General features: G+C 58.4%; 22 protein-coding genes and 1 pseudogene. 12 read left to right on the top strand and 11 right to left on the bottom strand.

Going from position 1 to position 21,784, the window contains the following annotated elements; genetic code table 11:
* Positions 1-35: 35 nt before the first annotated feature.
* The 7 genes and pseudogenes from ACN1C3_RS00465 to ACN1C3_RS00435 all read right to left on the bottom strand — a co-directional run bounded on the left by ACN1C3_RS00465 (position 36) and on the right by ACN1C3_RS00435 (position 7,181).
* Entirely contained in the window at positions 36-1,436 is a 1,401-nt protein-coding gene (locus tag ACN1C3_RS00465) for a sigma-54-dependent transcriptional regulator (protein ID WP_419113825.1), read from the bottom strand.
* Positions 1,433-3,241: a sensor histidine kinase gene (locus ACN1C3_RS00460; protein WP_419113824.1), complete on the bottom strand. Its 1,809-nt coding sequence runs from the start codon at positions 3,239-3,241 to the stop codon at positions 1,433-1,435. Before ACN1C3_RS00460 ends, ACN1C3_RS00465 begins: the two co-directional genes overlap by 4 nt.
* Before the next feature lie 36 nt (positions 3,242-3,277).
* Positions 3,278-3,663: pseudogene (locus ACN1C3_RS00455) on the bottom strand (sugar nucleotide-binding protein).
* Between the two features lie 39 nt (positions 3,664-3,702).
* Positions 3,703-4,785, bottom strand: a complete 1,083-nt coding sequence (gene rfbB, locus ACN1C3_RS00450) for a dTDP-glucose 4,6-dehydratase (RefSeq protein WP_419113823.1) — start codon at positions 4,783-4,785, stop codon at positions 3,703-3,705.
* Positions 4,786-5,022: 237 nt separating this feature from the next.
* On the bottom strand, positions 5,023-5,637 hold the full coding sequence (locus ACN1C3_RS00445) for a DUF3916 domain-containing protein (protein WP_419113822.1): 615 nt from the start codon (positions 5,635-5,637) through the stop codon (positions 5,023-5,025).
* A gap of 109 nt (positions 5,638-5,746) precedes the next feature.
* The gene (locus ACN1C3_RS00440) at positions 5,747-6,001 is read right to left on the bottom strand and encodes a colicin E3-like toxin immunity protein (RefSeq protein ID WP_419113821.1); all 255 of its coding nucleotides are present in this window, start codon (positions 5,999-6,001) and stop codon (positions 5,747-5,749) included.
* 16 nt (positions 6,002-6,017) lie between these two features.
* The gene (locus tag ACN1C3_RS00435) at positions 6,018-7,181 is read right to left on the bottom strand and encodes an S-type pyocin domain-containing protein (RefSeq protein ID WP_419113820.1); all 1,164 of its coding nucleotides are present in this window, start codon (positions 7,179-7,181) and stop codon (positions 6,018-6,020) included.
* Positions 7,182-7,397: 216 nt separating this feature from the next.
* Here ACN1C3_RS00435 and ACN1C3_RS00430 point away from each other — a divergent pair, with 216 nt between their 5' ends.
* From ACN1C3_RS00430 to ACN1C3_RS00410, 5 genes are all read left to right on the top strand, one after another.
* Positions 7,398-10,310, top strand: a complete 2,913-nt coding sequence (locus tag ACN1C3_RS00430; RefSeq protein WP_419113819.1) for an aminotransferase — start codon at positions 7,398-7,400, stop codon at positions 10,308-10,310.
* 335 nt (positions 10,311-10,645) lie between these two features.
* Positions 10,646-11,524 carry an N-carbamoylputrescine amidase gene (gene aguB, locus ACN1C3_RS00425; RefSeq protein WP_419113818.1) on the top strand — a complete coding sequence of 293 codons (879 nt, stop codon included), beginning with the start codon at positions 10,646-10,648 and terminating at the stop codon, positions 11,522-11,524.
* A gap of 5 nt (positions 11,525-11,529) precedes the next feature.
* Entirely contained in the window at positions 11,530-12,636 is a 1,107-nt protein-coding gene (aguA, locus tag ACN1C3_RS00420) for an agmatine deiminase (protein WP_419113817.1), read from the top strand.
* A gap of 244 nt (positions 12,637-12,880) precedes the next feature.
* Positions 12,881-13,093: a hypothetical protein gene (locus tag ACN1C3_RS00415; RefSeq protein WP_419113815.1), complete on the top strand. Its 213-nt coding sequence runs from the start codon at positions 12,881-12,883 to the stop codon at positions 13,091-13,093.
* Positions 13,094-13,432: 339 nt separating this feature from the next.
* Positions 13,433-14,164 carry a DsbA family protein gene (locus ACN1C3_RS00410; protein WP_419113814.1) on the top strand — a complete coding sequence of 244 codons (732 nt, stop codon included), beginning with the start codon at positions 13,433-13,435 and terminating at the stop codon, positions 14,162-14,164.
* Here the strand turns inward: ACN1C3_RS00410 and ACN1C3_RS00405 are convergent.
* The gene (locus ACN1C3_RS00405) at positions 14,151-14,951 is read right to left on the bottom strand and encodes a lipopolysaccharide biosynthesis protein (RefSeq protein WP_419113813.1); all 801 of its coding nucleotides are present in this window, start codon (positions 14,949-14,951) and stop codon (positions 14,151-14,153) included. The two genes, ACN1C3_RS00410 and ACN1C3_RS00405, sit on opposite strands and share 14 nt — an antisense overlap.
* 484 nt (positions 14,952-15,435) lie before the next feature.
* Between ACN1C3_RS00405 and ACN1C3_RS00400 the strand changes: the two genes are divergently transcribed.
* The 4 genes from ACN1C3_RS00400 (at position 15,436) to ACN1C3_RS00385 (ending at position 18,157) form a co-directional block, all read left to right on the top strand.
* Positions 15,436-16,296: a CAP domain-containing protein gene (locus ACN1C3_RS00400; protein WP_419113812.1), complete on the top strand. Its 861-nt coding sequence runs from the start codon at positions 15,436-15,438 to the stop codon at positions 16,294-16,296.
* A gap of 234 nt (positions 16,297-16,530) precedes the next feature.
* Positions 16,531-16,752, top strand: coding sequence for a tautomerase family protein (locus ACN1C3_RS00395; RefSeq protein ID WP_419113811.1), 222 nt, complete (start codon positions 16,531-16,533; stop codon positions 16,750-16,752).
* Positions 16,749-17,405 (top strand): DsbA family oxidoreductase, encoded by a 657-nt coding sequence (locus tag ACN1C3_RS00390; RefSeq protein WP_419113810.1) that lies wholly within the window; start codon positions 16,749-16,751, stop codon positions 17,403-17,405. The genes ACN1C3_RS00395 and ACN1C3_RS00390 overlap by 4 nt, the downstream gene beginning before the upstream one ends.
* Positions 17,406-17,446: 41 nt before the next feature.
* A complete protein-coding gene (locus ACN1C3_RS00385; protein ID WP_419113809.1) occupies positions 17,447-18,157 on the top strand; it encodes an SDR family NAD(P)-dependent oxidoreductase in 711 nt (236 codons plus the stop codon).
* A gap of 263 nt (positions 18,158-18,420) precedes the next feature.
* Here the strand turns inward: ACN1C3_RS00385 and ACN1C3_RS00380 are convergent, their stop codons facing one another.
* On the bottom strand, positions 18,421-18,696 hold the full coding sequence (locus tag ACN1C3_RS00380) for a DUF3077 domain-containing protein (protein WP_419113808.1): 276 nt from the start codon (positions 18,694-18,696) through the stop codon (positions 18,421-18,423).
* 701 nt (positions 18,697-19,397) lie between these two features.
* Here ACN1C3_RS00380 and ACN1C3_RS00375 point away from each other — a divergent pair.
* From ACN1C3_RS00375 to ACN1C3_RS00365, 3 genes are all read left to right on the top strand, one after another.
* Positions 19,398-19,703 carry an XRE family transcriptional regulator gene (locus tag ACN1C3_RS00375; protein ID WP_419113807.1) on the top strand — a complete coding sequence of 102 codons (306 nt, stop codon included), beginning with the start codon at positions 19,398-19,400 and terminating at the stop codon, positions 19,701-19,703.
* A gap of 274 nt (positions 19,704-19,977) precedes the next feature.
* Complete coding sequence (locus tag ACN1C3_RS00370) at positions 19,978-20,376, top strand: carboxymuconolactone decarboxylase family protein (RefSeq protein ID WP_419113806.1); 399 nt, start codon at positions 19,978-19,980, stop codon at positions 20,374-20,376.
* On the top strand, positions 20,342-20,698 hold the full coding sequence (locus tag ACN1C3_RS00365) for a hypothetical protein (protein WP_419113805.1): 357 nt from the start codon (positions 20,342-20,344) through the stop codon (positions 20,696-20,698). Before ACN1C3_RS00370 ends, ACN1C3_RS00365 begins: the two co-directional genes overlap by 35 nt.
* Positions 20,699-20,734: 36 nt before the next feature.
* Here the strand turns inward: ACN1C3_RS00365 and ACN1C3_RS00360 are convergent, their stop codons facing one another.
* Complete coding sequence (locus tag ACN1C3_RS00360; protein ID WP_419113804.1) at positions 20,735-21,223, bottom strand: SixA phosphatase family protein; 489 nt, start codon at positions 21,221-21,223, stop codon at positions 20,735-20,737.
* A 106-nt stretch (positions 21,224-21,329) separates the two neighbouring features.
* On the bottom strand, positions 21,330-21,512 hold the full coding sequence (locus ACN1C3_RS00355) for an Arm DNA-binding domain-containing protein (protein WP_419114216.1): 183 nt from the start codon (positions 21,510-21,512) through the stop codon (positions 21,330-21,332).
* Positions 21,513-21,784: the final 272 nt, after the last annotated feature.

The following is a 21,784-nucleotide window of genomic DNA, read 5'->3' as shown; positions in this document are numbered from 1 at the left end:
TTCAGAATGCTATTTCGAAGATTGGTCGGCGTGGCTCAATCGAGTTCGTCGGCGCTGCTGTGAGTGCCGCCATCGGCAAAGCTCAGACCGTGTTTGCGCAGTTTGTCATGCAGGGTTTTGCGTGGAATGCCCAGGGCTTCAGCGAGGCTGCGCAGCGAGCTGTGGGAGCGTGCCAGCTCGGCGGCGATCAAGGTTTTCTCGAAGTTTTCCACTTGCTCGCTCAAGCCACCGCTGATGTTTGCGGTGATGGGTGCGGAGCTGCCATCCGGGGTGCTGTTGTCCAGGGCCAGTTCCAGTCCGAGGGCAAAGCGTTCAGCGGCGTTCTGCAGTTCGCGTACATTACCCGGCCAGTTATGGCGCAACAGCAATGCCCGTTGCCCCGGTTGCAGTTCGTGGGGTGGCAGGCCGTGGCGGGCGCTGGCTTCGTCGGCGTAGTGCTGGAACAGCATCAACGCATCTTCGCCGCGTTCGCGCAGCGGTGGGATGCGCAGCGGTGCGACGTTCAGGCGGTAATACAAGTCAGCGCGAAAGCGGCCCTGATCCGCCGCTTGACGCAGGTCTTCCTTGGTCGCGGCGATGATGCGGATATCCAGTGGGATCTGTTGATTGCCGCCCAGGCGCTCGACTACCCGTTCTTGCAGCAAGCGCAGCAGTTTGACCTGCACATCCAGGCTCATGCTTTCTATTTCATCGAGGAACAGCGTGCCACCGTTGGCGAATTCGAACTTGCCGATGCGACGTTTTTGCGCACCGGTGAAGGCGCCCGGTTCGTGGCCAAACAGCTCGCTTTCCACCACCGATTCCGCCAGGGCGCCAGCATTGATCGCAACAAACGGCCCGTTGCGACGGTTCGAAAGGTCGTGCAGCGCGCGGGCCACCACTTCCTTGCCGGCACCGGTCTCGCCGAGGATCAGCACATCGGCTTTGGTCGCTGCCAGAGCGCCGATTTGTTCGCGCAAGCGCAGCATCGGCGCGGACTGTCCCACCAGCCGCGTGCTGAGTTCGTTACGGTCGCTCAGGGCCAGGCGCAGGCTGCGGTTGTCCAGCACCAGTCGGCGCAAGGCCAGGGCACGGCGTACGCTGTCGAGCAGGGCGTCGCTGGCGAAGGGCTTCTCCAAAAAGTCATAGGCCCCGGCGCGCATCGCTTGCACCGCCAGCGGCACGTCGCCGTGACCGGTGATCAGCAGCACCGGTAGCTCCGGGTCTTGCTCGTGCAGCTCGGTCAGCAGTTCGAGGCCATCCATGCCGGGCATACGGATGTCACTAACCACCACCCCCGGCCAGTCACGTTCAAGACGCCCGGCCAGGCCTTTTGCCTCAGCCAGCGGCAGGATTTTCAGCCCGGCGAGGTCAAGGGTCTGGCTCAGGGCCTGACGCAAATGGGGATCGTCGTCGATCAACACCACCTGGATGCGGTTGTCGATTGCGTTGCTCATGCGCTACGGTCCTCGGAGGGTTGCAGATTGACTCCTGGCGCACCGGCGCGCAGTCGCAGGGTTAGCAGGGCGCCGCCATCGCGGTGGTTGGCGAACGACAGTTCACCACCGAAGGCGCGCATCAGGGTGTCGCAGATCGCCAATCCCAGCCCGAGCCCCTGGGTACGGGTCTTGGTTGTGTAGAAAGGCTCGCTGGCGCGGCCAAGGGCTTCCATGCAAAACCCCGGGCCGTTGTCGCGAATGTACAGATTGACGCCCTCGGCGGTGGATTCGGCACTCAGCCAGAGTTTGCGCGGTGGGCCTTTTTCGGTCAGCGCGTCGAGGGCGTTGGCCAGCAGGTTGCCGAGCACCTGGCGCAGGCGGGTTTCTCCGGCCTCGACCCACAGGGTGGCGGCCGGCAGATCGCGGATCAATTCGACTTCCATGGCGCGCCTGCGCTTGGCCAGCAGGGCCAGCGCGTCGTCCAGTGCTGGTTGCAGGGCGACGCTTTCCGGCGCGTGACGGTCGCGGCGGGCAAAGGCCCGCAGGTGGGCGATGATCGAGGCCATGCGCTCGGTCAGTTCGCTGATCAGTTTCAGGTTGCCACGAGCGTCGTCGGTGCGTTGGTGATCAAGCAGCACTTCGGCGTTTTCCGCGTAGCTGCGAATCGCCGCCAGCGGTTGATTGAGTTCATGGCTGATGCTCGCCGACATGGTGCCCAGCGCCGACAGTTTGCCGGCCTGCACCAGATCATCCTGAGCGCGGACCAGCTCTTGCTGGGCATGCTCGCGCTCCAGCACTTCCTGTTTGAGGCGACGGTTGAGGCCTTCGAGGTCGCTGGTGCGTTCGACAACGCGCATCTCCAGCTCACGCCGGGCCTTGGCTTCGAAGGCGATGCGGTCCAGATAATGGCGTCGGCGCTGCATCATCAGGCCGAGCAGCAGCATCAACACCAACAGCGTCGCGCCGCCGATAGCCTCCACGGTGCGCACCGGGCGGTCGATCAGGGTACGCGGGGCGAGGATACTGACGCTCCAGCCGGTTTCCTCGATTTGCCGGGTCTGGGTCAACCAGGCGTTGGGATTGAGCTCCAGCGGCTGCGGATCAAGGGTCGGGTAGGGCTGAACCGCGCTAATCGCCTTGCGCTCTTCGTCGGTCTGCGGGCGGGTCGCGCGAAAGCGCCATTCTGGTCGCGAGGTGAGAATCACCACGCCGTTATGGTCGGTCACCAGCAATTGTTCGGGGGTTTTACCCCACAGGCTTTCGGTGAGATCGAGGTCGACCTTGACCACCAGCACGCCGATGATTTTCTCGCCATCGCGTACGGCGCCAGCAAAGAAATAACCGCGTTTGGCTGATGTCGTACCCAAGCCGAAAAAGCGCCCCTGACGCCCTGCCATGGCTTCGCTGAAATACGGCCGGAAAGAAAAATTACGGCCGACGAAACTGTCTTTCTTGTCCCAGTTGGACGCCGCCAGGGTTTTGCCGGTGGAGTCCATCAGGTACATGACTTCGGCACCGGTCTGGGCGCAGATGTTTTTGAGCAGACGGTTGGCGTTGTCCTGGCTGACGCTCTGGCCTGGCGCAGCGAGGGCGGCACGCAGGGCCGGCAGATCACCGAGGATTTGCGGCAGCACTTCGTAGCGATGCAGCGTGCCCAGCAGGTTGGCGACGTACAGATCGAGGGTCTGTCGGTTCTGCCCTACCAATTCGCTGCCGTAGTAACGTTCGGCCAGGTGCTCCAGCGGCCACAGCAACGGCGCCAGACACAAGGCGAGCAGCGCCAGGCTGCGCCAGCGAGGTCTGCGGGGAAGGGTTGGAGTCATGGGTGTCAGGCGCCTGTGGGTACAGGCGCATTATGCCTAGCCTTGCTGCGCAAGACACTCGCGTAAAGCGGTGTGCCAGTCCGGCTGAGTGATGCTCCATTGCTGTTGCAGGCGAGTGCAATCCAGACGCGAGTTCAGTGAGCGGGCCTGCCCCGCTTGCCAGCGTTCGATCAGCGCGCGGGTACTGTTGGCGATAGTCCCGGCCCAGGTCGGTGCGCCGATCTGGTCGGCGAAGATGCGCAGTTCAGGTTTTTCTTGCAGCAGGCGCTGCGTACCTGCTGGCGAATCTGCTCGGGCCGGGTCAGATCGAGCTGGTCGCGCCCCAGCACGATCAGCTCACCGAGCCCTTTGAGGCGCAGTTGCAACTCACGGGAAACCTGCCCGTGCTGACCGCTGATGAGAATTCTCAGTGGAGCGCTCATGGGAACAGATCGGCCTCCTGTAGACGTTTGCGCCCTTCATCATGCGATTAGATCCTTGAAGTCACTGTTGCCCAGGCGTTCGCCTTGATAGCTGCCGTCCTGGACCCGTTGGCACCACTCCAGGTTATCCAGATACCACTGCACGGTTTTGCGCAGGCCGGTTTCAAAGGTTTCCTCGGGAACCCAGCCGAGTTCGCGCTCGATCTTACTGGCATCGATAGCGTACCGCAGGTCGTGGCCCGGGCGGTCCTTGACGAAGGTGATCAGGTCGGCAAATTTCGCAACACCGGCCGGGCGCTGCGGCGCCAACTCTTCCAGCAGGTTGCAAATGCCGCGCACTACGTCGATGTTCTTCTGCTCGTTGTGGCCGCCGATGTTGTAGGTCTCGCCAACCACACCTTCGGTTACCACTTTGAGCAGCGCGCGGGCGTGGTCTTCGACGAACAGCCAGTCGCGTACTTGTAGACCGTTGCCATACACCGGCAGCGGTTTCCCGGCCAGCGCGTTGAGGATCACCAGTGGAATCAGCTTCTCGGGGAAATGGAACGGCCCGTAGTTGTTCGAGCAGTTAGTCAGCAACACAGGCAGACCGTAGGTGCGCTGCCAGGCGCGAACCAGGTGGTCGGACGCGGCTTTACTGGCCGAATACGGAGAACTCGGTGCGTAAGGCGTGGTTTCGGTGAACAGGTCATCGACGCCATGCAGGTCGCCGTAGACCTCGTCGGTGGAGATATGGTGAAAACGGAAGGCGCTTTTCTCGGGCTCGGCCAACGTCTGCCAATAGGCGCGAGCGGCCTCCAGCAGGCTATAAGTGCCGACGATGTTGGTCTGGATGAAATCCGACGGGCCGTCGATGGAGCGGTCGACATGGGACTCCGCCGCCAAATGCATGATGGCATGGGGCTGGAACCGCGCGAGCACTGCGCTGACGGTGGCTTGATCGACGATATCGGCCTGCACGAACTCATAGCGGGTATCGGTCGCGATGCTGGTCAGCGACTCCAGATTGCCGGCGTAGGTCAGCTTGTCCAGGTTGAGCACTTCGTGTTCGGTGTGCTGAATCAGATGGCGGATCAGGGCCGAACCAATGAAACCGGCGCCGCCGGTAATGAGAATGCGCATGTTGGTAGCCTTCTTCCTAAGACGAGCGTAAAGCGAATGGATAGTAGCTTGTCGGCAGGTGAGGGGCGGTGCAATAGGGGCGTTGGTCAGATTTTGGAAATGATCCGGGATTGAGGTCGTTAGGGAGGACGCTTTCGCGGGCAAGCCCGCTCCCACAGGTACTCTGCCGCCCTTGTGGGAGCGAGGTTTGCCCGCGAAGAGGGCGGAATAGCCACCACCATTCTTTGATTTGCTGTGTTAGCTGAAGAGCGTTGGATTTTCTGCGCGAAAAGTCTTGAAGGTTTTGAATCTCCAGCGCTCTTCCTCGGAGCCATCATCGGCTTCATCGACCTCGCCAAAGTACCAGTGCTCGGATTCAAACCGTTGCCCGTCCTCATCCTCATGAACAAAGTGGAACCCTACTTCATTCATTCCGGCAGGAAGGGTTAAACCCCAGTCTGCGGCGAGGCTTTTGTCGGTGATGCGGGTCTGACAGAAATATTCGTAGTCGAACGGCAATACGTGGCCGCGATAGCGGCTCATGTCGGTGTAAATACAGATTTCACTGGAGAACATGTCGGGGGTGAAGATTGAGGCGACTATTCGGCAGTTGATGGTGTCTTTGGGTCTGGCTTGGAGCAGGTTGTGGGCTGCGTTGATCAGTTGTTGGGCGCATTCACTTCGAATCGTCAAGCTGGCTTGTTTACCTTCCACTAGAGATTCGTGTACAGGGATTTTGTCGTTGTAATAGCCACGACGCAAAGATTCTTCATCTGGAAAAAAACCATCAAACTCTGTGGCCCATCGAGTCAACGCTCTTAACCGTCTAGGGATGTTACGAAGCTTTTTTTCTCGGAGTTCAAGTCGGCGCATAAGTAGGGCTTATTAAGTGAGTAAATTGGTCGTGATCAGTTGTAACTGATTAGCAAGGGTTCTAACCCCTTGGGTCCTATGAGTGAGTAGGACTTCTCTATCTTGAGAATTACCAATGGTCACGGTAACGAAAAGATACTTGGTAGTCGTAAAGAGTTGGATCGATCTGATGCTCGAAGTATTTCTGAAGGATCGGTATCCACGTTGGAAGAACGTTATATCCGCCATCAAATATCTGGAATTCATCCATCAACCCAAGGGCGTGAAGGATGCCGTCGTCGTCGCCAAAATCTATTGAGTACTCATCTGCGTTTAATGCTTCAGTTCTTTTGTCATACCACTCCAGCCTTACTTTTATACCCATGTTGGTTCCCTCAATATCATCTATTAATACGTCGATTTTTTTTCGGCGGCCCTCGTCGCTCGCCGGTGTAGGGGTCAAAAGCGCCGAGATGGCTAAGGTCGCTTTCCCTATAGGCTTCTAACTCTGCTTTTTTGGAGTCCCATTCGTAAAGTGTTCTGCCTTTGGCGTCCTTCCAGCGCTCACGCAATCCACCTCCACCCTGTCTTGGGGTCTTTCTCTTTTGCTCGATCAGGCCAGGGAAACCGGTTATTTCACTGGTTCGTGGTGCTGAAAAGTAATCGTGGTCAGGGTTTTGACGACCCTTCCACTGTCCACTTACCACCACATAAAGCGGCCTAACCCCCGAATCCGCCGGAAACACCAGGATGAAATCCTGATATTCCGGCGGGTAGATCGGGTTGACCAATATGTCGTTGCTGGCCTCGGTTGGAGGATAGACCCAGATGGTCGGTGCTTGCGGTGCGGCTTCGAGGGCCGGGATGCCGAGGGTGTCGGCGGGGTTGAGGGCTGGGGTCCAGATCAGTTCCAGGCCGTCGCCGAACACCGCTACTTGTTGGCTGCCGCGAGGCTGGAACTGGATGACGTCGATCATTTGCCAGTCAGCGTTTTTGCCGGTGTAGAAGCCGTAGCCCTTGAGCGTGCCATCGGCTTGTTGCTCGACGCGCAGGCGCACCCGGGAATTGGCTCGCTTGAGCGAGCGCAGCTGTTCTTCGCTATAGAGAGCGCTGTCGTCGAGTTCGGAGGGCCAGAGCAGGGCGACCAGACCGGTCAGCAGGCCGGCGGCGACGGTGCCGCCGGCTGCTGCTGTGACACCGCTGACCGATGATCCGCCAAGAGCGAGGCCACCCAACCCCAAGGGCAATGCACTGCCACTGATTTTCTTGAGTGGGACGGCGCCGGAGCTGTCGGCCTCTCGCCCGCCCAGTAATGCGAAGTTTCCGTAATCCTTCAACGAATCCAGCGGGACGAATCCGGAAGGATTGGCGTAGTTGATGATGCCGTCCGGCAGCTTGCAGGACTTGGCGAAGACGCAGCCCAGTGGCGTTACGGGCTGAGGCTCAGAGGGCGTTTTTTCGAAGACGTCAGCGATGGGCGGATATAGGTTTGGCGACGGCTGCGGCGTCAGGATGCGGCGGCGCAGTTGATCTTTGTAGGTCAGTGGGTATGAGCGTTCTGGCATGAGTGACTGGCTTCCCTGTCCGAGGAAGTCAGCCTATGGGCAGGGATAAAAGCCGAACATTCCTGCCACTCGACGCATTGCGTAGGAAAGGTCTTTGAAACGCTGTTGCGTTTAAACACTCATCTGTCGCCGATGACCGGCCTGCATCAAGGGGGTTGCGCATCGGCGGTCGCAGTGGCGATATAGACGCCTGATAAAAATTACAGAGGTCGTTGTATGTCGCTCGCCACGTTGATTCATCGCGCCAGTTTGCCGGGTCCGCAGGTCAATGCGCAGCAAGCGCTAGAGCTGCTGCAAGCGCATTACGGCCTGAGCGGAACACTGCACTCGCTGGGCAGCCAGCAGGATCTCAACTACCGGCTAGACAGCGACCAGGGCTGTTTCGTCCTGAAAATCTGTCGCGGCGACTACGCGGGGATTGAGCTTGAGGCCCAGCACGCGGCCCTCAATCATCTGGACGCGCACCCCGAGTTGCACGTGCCACGGGTGATTGCGGCAAACAACGGTGAAGACCTGCTCTCCCTGGAAGTGGCCGGACAGGCGGTGCACGTGCGGTTGCTCGATTACATCGAAGGCCAGTCGCTGACCCACCTCAAGCACCTGGGCCATGAGCTGGTGGCCGGCTTGGGACGACTCTGTGGAGAGATGGACCTGGCCCTCGCCAACTTCCAGCACCCAGGACTGGAACGCGCGCTGCAATGGGATGCCCGACACGCCAACGCGCTGATCAGCCATCTCTTGCCGGTGATCACCGATGAACGCCAGCGAGCGTTGATTGCCAACGCCGCGCTGCACGCTGAACGCCGTTTGCAACCGCTGGTGGCGAAGCTGCCGGTACAGGCGATCCACATGGACATCACCGATGACAACGTGGTCTGGATGCGGGATCAGCAGCGCCAATGGCAGTTACAGGGCGTTATCGATTTCGGCGACCTGATTCGCACCTGGCGCATTACCGATCTGTCGGTGACGTGCGCTGCGCTGCTGCACCATGCCGACGGTGATCCGTTCTGCATTCTTCCGGCGATCCAGGCTTATCACGCAGTCAATCCGTTGCAGCACGAAGAGTTACTGGCGCTCTGGCCGCTGATTGTCGCGCGTGCGGCGGTGCTGGTACTCAGCGGGGAGCAGCAGGTCAGCATCGATCCGCAGAATCAGTACAGTCGCGACAACCTTACCCACGAGTGGGAAATTTTCCGAGTCGCCACCTCGGTGCCGTTCGAACTGATGGAAGCGGCGATCCTCACTGCGGTGGGGCATTCGCTGCCGCCGATTGCCAGCGAAGGCTTTGCACCGTTGCTGCCGGGCCTGGTGGGGCGTCAGTTTGCGCTGATTGATCTCGGTGTGCTCAGCCCGCATTTCGAGGCTGGCAACTGGGAGCAGGAGGGTATCGACGAGCGCTTGCTGGCCCAAGCTGCCTCAGCCCATCATTTGGCGGCCAGTCGTTATGGGCAATACCGATTGTCCAGGACGCGTCCGGACAGTGCCACTGAGCCGGACACCTGCCCGTTGCATGTGCAATTGCAGGTACCGCGAGGCACTACAGTGGAGGCACCGTTTGCCGGTGTTTTGCACGTGGCGGCCGATGGGGCCTTACGGCTGGACAGCGCGCAGTTGAGCGTTCGCCTGTGGGGTGTCAGCCCTTCGCTGCATGCGGGCGCTGCTCTGGTCAAAGGCCAGGTGTTGGGCGAGGTCGACGGTGCGTTGCGGGTGCAGTTGTGCCGAGGTCTGGAACTCAACCCTCCGTTGTTCTGCACGCCTTCACAAGCGCCCGCCTGGCAGGCGTTGTGCCCGTCACCGGCGGCGCTGTTGGGGCTTGCTTGCGATGCTGAGCCGGAACTCGACCCAAAAACCCTGCTGGCCCGTCGCGACGCCAGTTTCGCCCGTTCGCAAAAACACTATTACGTCGACCCGCCGCGTATCGAGCGTGGCTGGCGCAATCACTTGATCGACATGCAGGGCCGCTCCTATCTGGACATGCTCAACAATGTCGCGGTGCTCGGTCACGGTCATCCGCGCATGGCCGCTGAGGCCAGCCGGCAGTGGTCGCTGCTTAACACCAACTCGCGTTTCCACTACGCGGCGATTGCCGAGTTCTCCGAACGTTTGCTGGCGCTGGCGCCGGACTCCATGGACCGGGTGTTCCTGGTCAACAGCGGCACCGAGGCCAATGACCTGGCTATCCGTCTGGCCTGGGCCTACAGCGGCGGGCGTGACGTGCTCAGCGTGCTCGAGGCTTATCACGGCTGGTCGGTGGCCACCGATGCGATTTCCACCTCGATCGCCGACAACCCGAAAGCCCTAAGTACCCGTCCGGACTGGGTGCATCCGGTAACCGCGCCGAACACCTATCGCGGTGAGTTCCGTGGCCTGGACAGCGCACCGGATTACGTGCGCAGCGTCGAGCACAATCTGGCCAAACTGGTCGAGCAGAATCGCCAACTGGCCGGTTTTATCTGCGAGCCGGTGTACGGCAATGCCGGTGGTATTTCGCTGCCGCCGGGCTATTTGCAACAGGTGTACGCACGGGTTCGCGCGCAGGGCGGTGTGTGCATCGCCGACGAAGTGCAGGTCGGTTATGGCCGGATGGGCAAATTCTTCTGGGGTTTCGAAGAGCAGGGCGTGGTGCCGGACATCATCACCATGGCCAAAGGCATGGGCAACGGTCAGCCGTTGGGCGCGGTGATCACTCGCCGGGAAATCGCTGAAGCGCTGGAGGCCGAGGGTTACTTCTTCTCGTCGGCTGGCGGCAGCCCGGTCAGTTGCCGGATCGGCATGGCGGTGCTGGACGTGATGGAAGAAGAGAAGCTATGGGAAAACGCGCAGATTGTTGGCGGGCATTTCAAGGAACGCCTTGAAGCGCTGATCGACCGTCATCCGCTGGTCGGTGCTGTCCACGGCTCCGGGTTCTACCTAGGGGTGGAACTGATCCGCAACCGTGAAACCCTGGAACCGGCCACCGAAGAAACCACCGCGCTGTGCGATCGCTTGCGCGAACTGGGAATCTTCATGCAGCCGACCGGCGACTACCTGAACATCCTCAAGATCAAACCGCCGATGTGCACCACGCGGCAAAGTGTGGATTTCTTTGTCGATACCTTGTCGAAAGTGTTGGATGAGGGGCTTTAAACGCTGAATCAAGCACGAAAGATCGTTCCCACGCTCCCGCGTGGGAATGCCTCTATGGACGCTCTGCGTCCGCTTTTGTGACGCGGAGCGTCACGGGCTGCATTCCCACGCAGAGCGTGGGAACGATCAACGATAACTCGACGTTAAATTCGATTGTTATCGGGTTTAACTGAAATATTTTCGATGGGTGGAGATGTAAATGCTTTTAAAGCCGATTTTTATCGGCTATAAAGTCGCCATAACCCAAAGCGTGGACAACCCGCGCCTTGCCGTTCCCATTTCTGTCATCGGTCGATGCCAATATCGACCCTTTGTACTCGCCCAGGAGATGATTCATGAGCCGTATCGTTACTGTCGCCGCTACCCAGATGGCCTGTTCCTGGGACCTTGAAGCCAACATCGAGACCGCTGAGAAGCTGGTCCGTGAGGCCGCTGCCAAGGGCGCGCAGATCATCCTGATCCAGGAATTGTTCGAAAGCCCATATTTCTGCCAGAAGCCGAATCCGGATTACCTGCAGTTGGCCACTCCGGTCGAGACCAACGTCGCCATCGCACACTTCCAGAAAGTCGCCAAAGAGCTGCAAGTTGTTCTGCCCATCAGCTTCTTCGAACTGGCTGGCCGTGCACGCTTCAACAGCATCGCGATCATTGATGCCGATGGCAGCAACCTCGGGACTTATCGTAAAAGCCACATCCCGGATGGCCCTGGCTACCACGAAAAGTACTACTTCAACCCGGGCGATACCGGCTTCAAAGTCTGGAACACCCGTTACGCGAAGATCGGTGTCGGCATCTGCTGGGACCAGTGGTTCCCGGAATGCGCCCGCAGCATGGCGTTGCAAGGCGCGGAAATCCTGTTCTACCCGACCGCCATCGGCAGCGAGCCGCACGACAAGACTATCTCGTCCCGCGACCACTGGCAGCGCGTGCAGCAAGGCCATGCCGGCGCCAACCTGATGCCGCTGATCGCCAGCAACCGCATCGGCAACGAAGAGCAAGACGGCTACGACATCACCTTCTACGGCTCGTCGTTCATCGCTAACCAGTTCGGCGAGAAAGTCCAGGAACTCAACGAAACCGAAGAAGGCGTGTTGGTCCACAGCTTCGACCTCGACGAACTGGAGCACACCCGCAGTGCCTGGGGTTCGTTCCGTGACCGTCGCCCGAACCTGTACGGCGCGATCAAGACCCTCGACGGTTCGCTGGAGTCCTGATCGCCATGACCACTTTGCACAGCACGCCTCGCGCCGATGGCTTTTACATGCCGGCCGAGTGGGCACCGCAGACCCAGACCTGGATGATCTGGCCCGAGCGCCCGGACAATTGGCGCCTGGGTGGCAAGCCGGCGCAGGCCGCACATGCGGCCGTAGCCAAGGCCATCGCGCGTTTCGAACCCGTTACCGTGGCGGTGTCCGCTGCGCAGTACGAAAACGCTCGCGCACGTCTGGATGTGCCGAATATTCGCTTGGTAGAGATGTCCAGCGACGACGCTTGGGTCCGTGATACGGGCCCGACCTTTGTCATCAACAACATCGGTGAAGTCCGTGGTGTCGACTGGGGTTTCAACTCTTGGGGCGGTTTCGACGGTGGTCTGTATTCGCCGTGGAACCGTGACGAGCAGGTTGCCGGCAAAATCCTGGAGATCGAGCGCTGCCCGCGTTACTGCACCGAAGGCTTCGTGCTCGAAGGCGGTTCGATTCACGTCGACGGCGAAGGCACGCTGATCACCACGGAAGAATGCCTGCTCAACCGCAATCGTAACTCGCACATGAACCGTGCCGAGATCGAAGCGGTACTCAGCGAGCAGTTGGCTGTGGATAAAATCATCTGGCTGCCGGACGGTTTGTACAACGACGAAACCGACGGCCATGTGGATAACTTTTGTTGCTACGTGCGCCCGGGCGAAGTGCTGTTGGCCTGGACTGATGATCCACAAGACCCGAACTACCCGCGTTGCCAGGCGGCGATGAAGGTGCTGGAAAGTAGCCGCGACGCCAAAGGGCGCACCTTTACGGTGCACAAAATGCCGATTCCGGGGCCGCTCTACGCGACCGAAGAAGAGTGCGCCGGCGTCGATCCAGTAGACGGCACTCAAGAGCGCAATCCTTCGGTACGCCTGGCGGGTTCCTACGTCAACTTCCTGATCGTCAACGGCGGCATCATTGCGCCGAGTTTCGACGATCCGCTGGATAACCAGGCCAAGGAGATTCTCCAGAGCCTGTTCCCACAGCACGAAGTGGTGATGGTGCCTGGCCGGGAACTGTTACTGGGCGGCGGCAATATCCATTGCCTTACCCAACAACAGCCTGCGCCGCACAAAGGTTGAGTGAGGTTGTAACAGCTGGTGTCGCTTTATAGACGACATCAGCGATTTATCCAGTCGCAAGATTCGCCTCAAGCCCGCAGCCCGTCAGGACTGCGGGCTTTTTTGTACCTGCGTTCAAACAATCGAACACATTGGCACAGCTCTTGTATCTGTTTGGGTGTAATTCACGGACGTGTAGAACTGCGATGTTCTGTCATAAACCTTGGATAAGTTAGCCGCTCACGAACCGGGAGAGAGCGCTGAAATGAACGCCGAAATGAACATGGTCAGCGAGCGGGCATCACATCCCTTGGCAATGAATAGCGAATCGCTCCAGGTTCTGGCGCACTGGTTGAAGTCCAATGGAACGCGTCAGATCAGAGACACTGATCCGCGCCGGACGATGATCGAGCGCTACCCCGCTGGTTTATTCAGCGAGGCAGAACTGGAAGCGTTGTGGGATGTGATGGAAGGATAAGAAAGCAAAGGATTGGTAAAAGCGCTGCCCGGATGGCAGCGCTTTTTTTTTGCTTGGTGTTTTAGAAACCAATAAACCTGTGGGAGCGGCGGTGCGGCGATCCGACTTGCCCGCGAAGCGAACACTGCGTTCTTTCAGGCATTGCGCGTCATCGTTCTTCGCGGGCAAGCCGCGCTCACACAGGTCCTGCGCCTTAATTTTTGGACATTAGGGTTTGCCCCTTCGCCAGCATTCGACCGATTCGCGAAACAGACTAAAAGTCATTCCAGCGTTTTTCACTGGCGAGCAGAGGATTAGGCTGCCGACATCGAATTTTCACGACTTTTGCTGGAGCCCACCATGTCCGTTGCGACCCTTCACTACATCTACGATCCTCTGTGCGGCTGGTGCTATGGCGCCAAACCCCTGGTGCAAGCGGCGCAGGCTGTTCTGCCAGTCATCGCCCATGGCGGCGGCATGATGACCGGCAATAATCGTCAGAGCGTTTCGCCACAGCTGCGCGATTACGTGATGCCCCATGACCGACGGATCGCCGAATACACCGGACAGCCGTTCGGTGAGGCGTATTTTGAAGGCTTGCTGCGCGATCACTCGGCGGTCTTCGATTCGGCACCGCCGATTGCGGCCATTCTTGCTGCCGAGCAACTGGCGGGGCGTGGTCTTGAGTTGTTGGGGCGTTTGCAAACGGCGCATTACGTGGAAGGCCGACGCATCGCCGATAAAAATGTATTGCTGGAACTCGCCGGGACGATCGGTCTCGAACCTCAAGGCTTCAATGAAGCGTTTGAGGCGGCCGCTAACAGCGCAACCCAGAACCATATTAAAGAAAGTCGCGCACTGTTGGCGCAGGTCGGCGGCCAGGGTTTTCCAACGCTGGTGTTGGAGCAGGAAGGCCAGTTCACGCTGATCGACATCGGCCCTTGGCTCGGCAAACCTGAAGCCTTCGTCACTTGGCTGAGCGAGTCGGTCGGCACTGCGACGGTCGAGTCTTCATCGAGCATTCAGGCCTGTGGTCTGGATGGTTGTGCACAGGCGGGCGTAAACCCAGCGGCTGCATTTAAGCGCTTTTGATTAACGCTTTAATCTCATCGATCGTTGCGGTGGGAATAACACTGGGTGGGATTCGTGAGGAAGTAGAGAGGTTGTAAACAGAAAACTCACTGCCGACGACCTCTTCAGACATGAGTTTTAACGATGGAAGTATTCTTGACTGGAAATGTTGGTCGAGCCCGCACGGGGAAATAGAGGACTCATTGGTTTCGTAGAAGCGTCCAGCGGATGGATCCAGGTCCACCCCGACTAAAAATACCTGTGTGAAACCCACATGGTAGGCAATTTGTAGCGCCAAATACGCGACGGTGCGCGCATCAAAAAATCCATGCGCCAGGTTTTTGCTGAAGCCAATGCTTCGGTTTCGGCTCCCCCAAATAACACGACTACGAATCAAGTCCTTGTTTCTACTGAACACCCATTCCACCAAGGTCTGCTTCGGTGCTTTTTGCAGCAAAAAAAGCTCACTCGGCGGGTCAACGTCCATTTGCCGGGCATGACTGCTCCACAAGGCGACTCGTTGACTATTGCGCATTGCGTAGGAAAAAAGCTCAGGCTGTTGTTTGGAAAAGCTGGTGTCGGTGCAGGTATAGAAGAAAGGTTTAATGTCAGTCCCGATGAACATTGAGATAGCACCGTTCACCGTGATCATGGGAATGTCGGCGAACTGTTCAATCGGGAAGTTCTTGGCGGAGTTGCCGGACGCGATAATGAATACTGCGCCGTGCTCAATGTTTCTGCATTTCTCAAAGCCGCTGATGATGCAGGGTGATTGGGCGCGAACGGCTGTTTCGGGTGTTGAGTCCATTGTTGGTCCCCATTTCCTCGTCATACCGACCTGATTACGCGCAGATGGTTTGAATTATTATTTGTCTTGAGGGCATGTCACAGCATCGTCCCTTCAGGGCTGAGCACTTTGTAAAAGATTGTAATCCGTTTTAAATTTACGGTCAGCAAGGAAACAACAAAGGCCCGCATTGCTGCGAACCTTTGTATTCGCGGTCGTCAGAGAAGCTGTGCGCAGTTCAGCGCGGATGCTACTGAGTGGAAACGCCTGCCATCTTGCCGCCGTTCTTCTGCGAGCAGGCGTGCATCGGTAAAACCTTCCGAAACTGATGTAGCTACTCATCCGCGACAACAATAAATTCCCCCCCTTTGCTCGTGAAACTTGTGTTGAGGCCCGCAGTCTTAGCCCAGCCTTGGAATCCACTTGCGAGCGAATACAGCTAAGCGCTCCGCGGTCATTCCTCAGCCCCACTATCGCCCGTCGTCATCCCAGAGCTGCTCGCCTAATGCGCCAGACCGTCCGCTCCTCCCGCGTTTTCTCGCTCTGCCTTATTCCTTTGCTCCCCCTGCTCGCCACTCCCGCCCATGCCGGCGGGGAAAGGCAATTGGTTGAGGACATCAACGACTACCGCGCCCAGCCGCAGCGCTGCGCGGGGCGCACGGTCCGAGCCTTGACGCCGCTGGCTCTGAAATCGAGCCTGGGCTTGCCGATCGGCTATGGCGGCGTTTCGCGGGAGACCTTGAAGGATTCCGGTTATCGGGCGGTGTCGGTGCGCACTATCCGTCTGGTCGGCGCGCAAGATGCCGAGGAGGCCTTTGACATGCTCCAGAGCCGCTATTGCGGGGCCCTGCTCGATACCCAGTACGCCGATATCGGCGTGCGTCGCGCCGACAGTGAATGGCAGGTGGTGCTGGCGCGGCCCTTGCTCGATGGGCATCTGGACGATCCGCGAGTGGCAGGCAAGACGTTGCTGGCACAGGTCAACGCGGCACGGGCGAGGCCGCGCCTGTGTGGTCGCCAGCGCTTCGCCGCAGCACGCCCGCTGACCTGGAATGCCGCCCTGGGGGCCGCGGCGCAGGGGCACAGCCGGGCGATGGCTAACGACAATTATTTCGCGCATCAGGACCCCGACGGTGATATGCCGGCGGACCGGGCGAGAGCCGCCGGCTACCGTGGCCGGCAGATCGGCGAGAACATCGCCGCCGGACAGAGTTCGCCGGGCAAGGCTATGGAGGGCTGGCTGGCCAGCCCCGGGCATTGCGCCAACCTGATGAACCCGATGTTTACCCAGGTTGGCGCGGCCTATGCCGCGAACTCGCGTAGCGACGAGGGCGTCTATTGGACGATGCTGTTCGGCGCGAACTGAGAACAAGGGACACCCGTTAGCCGGTCCTGCGTCAAGATCCAAAGCCTACCCACCCTGCTTTTTAACGGCAGGGTGTTTTCCTCGCTAAACCGGATCGGTTGAACCGGTCGAACTCATTACATCACGTCACAAATGATGTGCTTTTACCTATCTTTATCCCTCCAGACCAACGTCCTACAGTGACCTCCACTTACCTACCCATCATGTCGAGGGGGAGGTCACAGGAGAGTTGTCATGCCTTTTGTCAGCGTACGCATCACCCGCGATGGCGTTACCTCAGAGCAGAAAGCTCAGGTGATCGCCGAAATCACTGAAACCCTGGAACGCGTCCTCAACAAACGCCCGGACCTGACCCACATCGTGATCGAAGAAGTCGACACCGATAACTGGGGCTATGCCGGGATGACCACCACCCAGTACCGAAAGCAGCTGGCTGAGGGGGAGGGGCAGTCATGACTCTGTCCGTCACCATCGATTTCATCTCCGATGTGGTGTGCCCGTGGTGCGCCTTGGGCGCGACGGCACTGGAGCAAGCGATCGAAAACCTGGCCGATGAAGTCTCGGTTGAGCTGACTTTCAAGCCCTTCGAGTTGAACCCGGACATGCCGGCTGAAGGCGAGAACGCGGTCAAGCACTTGATGCGCAAATACGGGCGCAGCGCCGAGGAAATCGCCGCAGGCAAAGCGATGCAGATCGCTCGCGGTCAAGCCATCGGTTTCAAGTTCGATCTGGAAAAACGCAGCCACTTCTACAACACCTTTGATGCTCACCGACTGTTGTTCTGGGCGTCGCAGGAAGGGCGGCAGATCGCACTCAAGAAAGTCTTGCTGCGCGCTTACTTCACCGACGGTCAGAACCCGAGCGATCGCGAGACGCTGGTGCGTCTGGCGGTGGAAGCGGGGCTGGATGCGGCCCGTGCGCGAGAGGTGCTGGCGTCCGGAGCGTTCGCCAACGAGGTGCGTGAGCTTGAAGTTTTTTACCGCGAGCGCGGCATCAATTCGGTACCGGCCATGATCCTCAACGGTCGTCAGCTGGTGTCCGGTTCGCAATCGGTCGAGTACTACGAACAGATGCTGAGGCAAATGGTGCAGGCACCTGCCGAAGCCTGATTGATCACTTTTCAAACCCCAAAATTTAGTAGAGGTTCATCATGAGCAATTCGAAAAAAGTTATTGTTATTACGGGCGCATCCCAAGGTCTCGGCGCAGGTATGGTCAAGGCCTTCCGTGATCTCGATTACCAGGTGGTTGCCACCTCGCGTTCGATCAAACCGTCCACCGACCCGGACATCCTCACCGTGGCGGGCGACATCGGCGACCCGGCGATTGCCGAGCGCGTGATTCGTGAAGCGATCGCACGTTTTGGCCGTGTCGACACCCTGGTCAACAACGCCGGGATCTTCGTCGCCAAGCCGTTCACCGCCTATACCCACGACGACTACGCCGCTGTGCTGTCGGTGAACCTGAATGGTTTCTTCTACATCACCCAACTCGCCATCGCCGAGATGGAAAAACAAGGCAGCGGCCACGTCGTCAGCATCACCACCAGCCTGGTGGACCACGCCATCGACGGCGTGCCTTCGGTACTGGCGTCGTTGACCAAAGGGGGCCTCAACGCGGCGACCAAATCCCTGGCCATCGAATACGCCAAGCGTGGTATCCGTGTGAACGCGGTCAGCCCCGGCATCATCAAAACTCCGATGCACGGCGAAGAAACCCATGAAGCGCTGGGGAATTTGCACCCGGTCGGGCACATGGGTGAGATCAGCGACATCGCCCAGGCCGTTGTGTATCTGGACTCTGCCGGGTTCGTCACTGGCGAAATCCTGCACGTCGATGGCGGTCAGAGCGCCGGTCACTAAGACCTGTGCGCAGCGTCATCGATCAACGTCGACGGCGCTGCAGTATTGGGGCGCGCAACATGAACACTCACGTACACAAGGTTTTCCTGATCACCGGCGTCAGTTCAGGCTTGGGTCTGGCCTTTTCGCAAGCGGCGCTGGCGGCGGGGCATACGGTGGTTGGCGCCGATGGCGGGGATTTCCGGTTTAAACCCGCAAACAACAAAGGCCCGCATTGCTGCGGGCCTTTGTTGTTTGCGATCAGTAGAGACGCTACACGCTGTTCAACCTGCGTTGTGCGGAGCACTGAGCACCTTCACCACATCATCAATCACCGCCTTACTCATCTCCTGCAAATAATGCGACGCCCAGGCATAACGGTCCGAACGCCGCTCCATCGCTGCATCCTCTGCCAGCATCTTCGCGATGTGGAGCAAATCGGACACATGGGACAGGGCTTCTCGAATCGGTACACCGCTGTTGACGCGGAACAGGGCTTGGTCCGAATGGATGGAGAAAGGCGTGAGGCCGATGGTTTTGAGGTCTTGGGGATTGGTCATTGGGCATCTCCGGGGGATGGGAGATAGCGGATGAGGGTGATGCAGATTTCGGACGGATTTATGGTGTGCATGGTCTAGCTCCTTGACTTGGGGAGCCGCTGCCGTCCTTCCTACGGGATTGGGTGGCGGCTGTACGCAGGGTAGGAATACCGGGAATCAAGGCACCCGGCACACCCGAAGGTGTCCCGCGCACAGCCACCATAAAACGTTATCGCGAGCACAAAAAAAGCGCCTGCAATAGTTTATTGGGCGCTGTTGCGCCTTGATTTACTCGGGTTCCTACGCCCGATCGCTGATTTGGCAGCGACGCCCGAAGGTTAGCGTGTGGGGGGGCGGGGCCGCAAGTGTGGCGAAGTGCTGGTTGCGGTGATATGTCGCAAAAATTCGATTTCGGGAACACGTATTGCCAACGTGTCGTCGGCAGCGACATGTTCTCAAGACGTGTCGCAAAAAGTTAAAAACAGCGACACGTTGATGCCTCGTAGCTATGCCCCGGTGGGGCCACTGAAGTTCATGAAAGTATTCCTTGGGGGTTATATTCCTTCTATGGAATATTTTGCCCGTAAGATGGACAATCGAATACACCGACGATTTTAGAGACCGGTGGGATTGCCTCAGTGAGCTGAGTAGGACTCGGTGCAAGCCACTGCCATGCCTGTATGGCGAACACTTGGAAACCTTGAAGAAAGAGGGCTACGACAATGGCTAAAAAATTCACTGACCTGATGGCGCGCCGCTCGCCTGAGTCTCTCGAGCGTGTCGATGCCATCTATCAAAAGTTGCGTGCCGAAATGCCGCTGCACGAACTACGTCAGGCGCAGGAGCTGAGCCAAGACACGTTGGCCAAAGCGCTGCATGTCAACCAAGCGGCGATCTCCAAGATGGAGCGGCGCACGGACATGTACATCAGCACCTTGCGCAACTACATCCGCGCCATGGGCGGCGAGCTGGAGATAATCGCGACCTTTCCTGATGGTCAGGTAAAGATCGAGAATTTCGCCAACTGATCGATGCAACGTGCTGCCCATTGCGTTCTCTCTGAGCCCGGCCAAGTGCCGGGCTTCCTGTATTGTCTCTAAGCCAACTCGCCAAGTTTGATAACTCCAGGTACCTAGTGGTACGTCATTGCGCCAAAAAAATCTAAATCCATCCTGTTGTTTCTACGGTGTTTAAGAATTCATTGCTGGAGTCGTCCTGCTGCCGGCTCTGGTATGGCCGCCAGCGAACTAAACTAGTTGTGTGTCTGAAGCAGATGTCTCCAAAGAGGCAAGGAGGTGTCAAATGGCAATTCAAGATACCTATCGAGAAATTGAACAGACTCTAGGCTTGGTACCGGAGTGGATTAAGCAGATGCCGGAAGGCGGAGCAAGCGGATTCTGGGGCGTGGCCCGGGACTTCTGGCTGGCGGATACCAAGATTCCTAATAAGTACAAGGAGTTGATAGGTCTGGCGGTGTCCGGGGCGACCCGTTGTAAGTATTGCGCCCTGTTCCATACCGAAGCCGCGCGCTTGTTTGGCGCGAGCGACGAGGAAATTTCCGAAGCCAGCTTTATGGGCGCGCTGACCATGATGGGCAGTACCTTCATTAACGCCCAGCAGATCGACTACGAGCAGTTCCGGCAGGAAACGCTGAGTATCGTCCGGTATGTCAAAGATCACTCGCAACCCAAAGCCGCTTAAGCCGTTGCGCGAACCTGCCCTTCGCCAGCTGACGAAGGATAAGTTGATTGCAATCACCAGCGATGGTCCGAGGACCACCGCTCGGTGGCAAGCGGCTGTGCTGCGAACCATCAGCGAACTCATGCAATACAGCGATACCGCCCGCGAAGAAAACCAAGACCTGCGCATTCCCTTCGCCAAAGCACTCCATGACATCTATGCGGGACAGAAGTCCGACGCCGAGTTGACGGAAATGGTGTTGCTGATGCTGGAAGTGGAAACTGCCCCCTTTCTCGGCAAAGAGCCCCAGGCGGGAGCGGCATCCGGGAACAATGACCTCTGAGAAAACCTCTGAGAAGTGGACTTTTCCAGAATTTCCCTAGGATTTTTTTGGATAGTCGAGCGCCACGTGTGCGGGCTCGATCTCGCCGATTTCTGACCAAGACTTCGCATCGAACCTGAACTCGGCGACGGCGCACGTTGGCATGTCGGTGATCTCGCTGGAGAGCCGCTGCGCGAGTTCGACCAACGCGGGGTTATGGCCAAAGATCATCACTGACTTCAGCCGGTCGCCCAGCGTGCGGATGACCTCGAGCAGGTCATTCGCCTCAGCGGCATACAGCCGATCGTCCACGACTATGTCCTTGCGTCGGTAATCGAGCTTCCTGGCGATGATCTTCGCTGTCTCGAGCGCACGCACGGCCGGGCTCGACAGGATCAGATCAGGCTTCAGATCGCGATTGGCCAAACGCTCACCGATCTTGGGCGCGTCGCGTCTGCCGCGATCGTTCAATGGGCGGTCTTTGTCGGGCTGCGCAACGTCATCCCAACTCGACTTGGCATGGCGAATGAGAAATAACATTTTCATACCGCCTCCGGTATCCGCGGAAAATCCGGCTAAAGGGGTCGTAGTGATTCATCTAAATTAAATCACCACATAGCCCTTATCGGGGCGCTCCCTATGGAGTGCAGACTCAGAAATATTGACTCGATGGCATGGACTCGTTGCCAATAATGAGCGTGCCTTCCGTGCCGTTGGGCATGCAGTACTTCAAGTGCCAGGTCTTCACGCCGTTGGGTTTGACGAAAAGGTACATGCCGCTGTCATCGAAAAGTTTATAGGCGCGTTCGCAGAGTTTGGCCGTGCGGCATTGCAGGTCGGTGAGGGGATTGATAGACGTGGCATAGGGGGACGAGCTCCTGCCTGGAAAATCGCAATACGCCTAACATACCCTCGGGGAAGAGGATTTTGTTGGACCCCGAAGGAGGGGTCTGAAAAAAAACCGCCAAAGGGCGAATTTTTGGGGCTTCCAGAGCTTTCGGTGGATCGGGCACCAGACGAACGGTAGCTTTCTGCGGAGCTAGGTTTTCTGCGGGTCTGGAAAGCGGTGGAAAATTTGGCGTACCCCCACCAATAACTATAAATAAA

It is taken from the genome of Pseudomonas sp. H11T01, assembly GCF_048515765.1.
Taxonomy (GTDB): Bacteria; Pseudomonadota; Gammaproteobacteria; order Pseudomonadales; family Pseudomonadaceae; genus Aquipseudomonas.
The sequence above is the reverse complement of the archived record's forward strand: the minus strand, read 5'-3'. Positions and strand labels throughout refer to the sequence as shown.

Bases quoted from the DNA above. Each gene is read 5' to 3' on its own strand.
- ACN1C3_RS00465 (WP_419113825.1), bottom strand. From the start codon at position 1,436: ATGAGCAACGCAATCGACAACCGCATCCAGGTGGTGTTGATCGACGAC.
- ACN1C3_RS00460 (WP_419113824.1), bottom strand. From the start codon at position 3,241: ATGACTCCAACCCTTCCCCGCAGACCTCGCTGGCGCAGCCTGGCGCTG.
- rfbB (WP_419113823.1), bottom strand. From the start codon at position 4,785: ATGCGCATTCTCATTACCGGCGGCGCCGGTTTCATTGGTTCGGCCCTG.
- ACN1C3_RS00445 (WP_419113822.1), bottom strand. From the start codon at position 5,637: ATGCGCCGACTTGAACTCCGAGAAAAAAAGCTTCGTAACATCCCTAGA.
- ACN1C3_RS00440 (WP_419113821.1), bottom strand. From the start codon at position 6,001: ATGGGTATAAAAGTAAGGCTGGAGTGGTATGACAAAAGAACTGAAGCA.
- ACN1C3_RS00435 (WP_419113820.1), bottom strand. From the start codon at position 7,181: ATGCCAGAACGCTCATACCCACTGACCTACAAAGATCAACTGCGCCGC.
- ACN1C3_RS00430 (WP_419113819.1), top strand. From the start codon at position 7,398: ATGTCGCTCGCCACGTTGATTCATCGCGCCAGTTTGCCGGGTCCGCAG.
- aguB (WP_419113818.1), top strand. From the start codon at position 10,646: ATGAGCCGTATCGTTACTGTCGCCGCTACCCAGATGGCCTGTTCCTGG.
- aguA (WP_419113817.1), top strand. From the start codon at position 11,530: ATGACCACTTTGCACAGCACGCCTCGCGCCGATGGCTTTTACATGCCG.
- ACN1C3_RS00415 (WP_419113815.1), top strand. From the start codon at position 12,881: ATGAACGCCGAAATGAACATGGTCAGCGAGCGGGCATCACATCCCTTG.
- ACN1C3_RS00410 (WP_419113814.1), top strand. From the start codon at position 13,433: ATGTCCGTTGCGACCCTTCACTACATCTACGATCCTCTGTGCGGCTGG.
- ACN1C3_RS00405 (WP_419113813.1), bottom strand. From the start codon at position 14,951: ATGGACTCAACACCCGAAACAGCCGTTCGCGCCCAATCACCCTGCATC.
- ACN1C3_RS00400 (WP_419113812.1), top strand. From the start codon at position 15,436: ATGCGCCAGACCGTCCGCTCCTCCCGCGTTTTCTCGCTCTGCCTTATT.
- ACN1C3_RS00395 (WP_419113811.1), top strand. From the start codon at position 16,531: ATGCCTTTTGTCAGCGTACGCATCACCCGCGATGGCGTTACCTCAGAG.
- ACN1C3_RS00390 (WP_419113810.1), top strand. From the start codon at position 16,749: ATGACTCTGTCCGTCACCATCGATTTCATCTCCGATGTGGTGTGCCCG.
- ACN1C3_RS00385 (WP_419113809.1), top strand. From the start codon at position 17,447: ATGAGCAATTCGAAAAAAGTTATTGTTATTACGGGCGCATCCCAAGGT.
- ACN1C3_RS00380 (WP_419113808.1), bottom strand. From the start codon at position 18,696: ATGACCAATCCCCAAGACCTCAAAACCATCGGCCTCACGCCTTTCTCC.
- ACN1C3_RS00375 (WP_419113807.1), top strand. From the start codon at position 19,398: ATGGCTAAAAAATTCACTGACCTGATGGCGCGCCGCTCGCCTGAGTCT.
- ACN1C3_RS00370 (WP_419113806.1), top strand. From the start codon at position 19,978: ATGGCAATTCAAGATACCTATCGAGAAATTGAACAGACTCTAGGCTTG.
- ACN1C3_RS00365 (WP_419113805.1), top strand. From the start codon at position 20,342: ATGTCAAAGATCACTCGCAACCCAAAGCCGCTTAAGCCGTTGCGCGAA.
- ACN1C3_RS00360 (WP_419113804.1), bottom strand. From the start codon at position 21,223: ATGAAAATGTTATTTCTCATTCGCCATGCCAAGTCGAGTTGGGATGAC.